We start from the raw sequence: 908 nt of genomic DNA, 5'->3' as shown, positions 1-908 counted from the left end.
AAAAACTGGCGGCGGATCGCGACAAGATACGATCGGCTGGCGCAAAACTTCCTGTCAGCCATCGCTCTTGTTGCTGTCGTTAGCGAGTGGACCTGATTGAGTCCCCAACCTGGGGTTCGGACTCATAACCAGTAGCTGATGGTCGCTGCGATGCAGACTGCGGCCATGAAGTTTACGGCGCTGCGGTCATATCGGGTCGCGATCCGGCGGAAGTCCTTGAGGCGGCAGAACATGCGTTCAATCGCATTTCGCTTCCGATAAAGTGCTGGTGAAAAAAAGCTCTTCCAGATCCGATTGACCTTGGGCGGAATGTTGGGCGCAACTCCCATGTTCTCAATTTTCGCGCGCACCGCATTGGTGTCATAACCCTTGTCGCCATGCAGGATGTCGGTGTGCGGCATGTGCTCGAGAAGCGTGTCTGCAGCGGTGCAGTCGGCAACCTGCCCACCAGTGAGCAGGAAGGCGATGGGCCGGCAGAAAGCATCGGTCAGGGCGTGGATATCGTGGTGCGACCGCCCCGCGAGCGACCAATCGCCTGCGCCCGCTCCCCCCTTTTCCCCCAGCGGCGCACCGGTGCGCTTTAACCGCCGATGAATCGATCAGGACCTGAGCCGGAGGGCCGCCCGCTGCCGCCAGAGCGTGGAAGATGTTCTGCCAGATGCCCTTGTCTGCCCAGCGAACGAACCGGTTGTAGAGCGTTTTCCTCGGCCCATGGATCGGAGGCGCATCCACCCAACGGCAACCCGATTTCAAGACATGCACAATCCCGCTGATGACGCGCCGGTCGTCCACCCGGGCCTTGCCGCGGGTATCTGTTGGAAGATGCGGCTCAAGCCGCGCGAACTGCTCGTCCGTCAGCCAGAAAACGTGCGTGCCCATCCGATGACTCCCTTCGGGTGAACTGGCCC

1 protein-coding gene and 1 pseudogene are annotated in these 908 nt (G+C 60.8%); one reads left to right on the top strand and one right to left on the bottom strand.

The annotated features are described in order from the left end of the window. Nucleotides 1-96 (top strand): annotated as a pseudogene (locus ACERNI_RS17955) (IS5/IS1182 family transposase); the annotation flags it as partial. A gap of 26 nt (nucleotides 97-122) precedes the next feature. On the opposite strand, the gene ACERNI_RS17950 reads toward ACERNI_RS17955, so the two are convergent. Then, a protein-coding gene (locus ACERNI_RS17950; RefSeq protein WP_448834593.1) for an IS5 family transposase occupies nucleotides 123-879 on the bottom strand; the annotation gives its coding sequence in 2 pieces (ribosomal slippage) (nucleotides 123-542 and nucleotides 544-879; 756 coding nt in all). Nucleotides 880-908: the final 29 nt, after the last annotated feature.

This window comes from Camelimonas sp. ID_303_24 (assembly GCF_053543495.1).
Note: the sequence above shows the minus strand (reverse complement) of the source record. Positions and strands in the feature narration are given on the sequence as shown.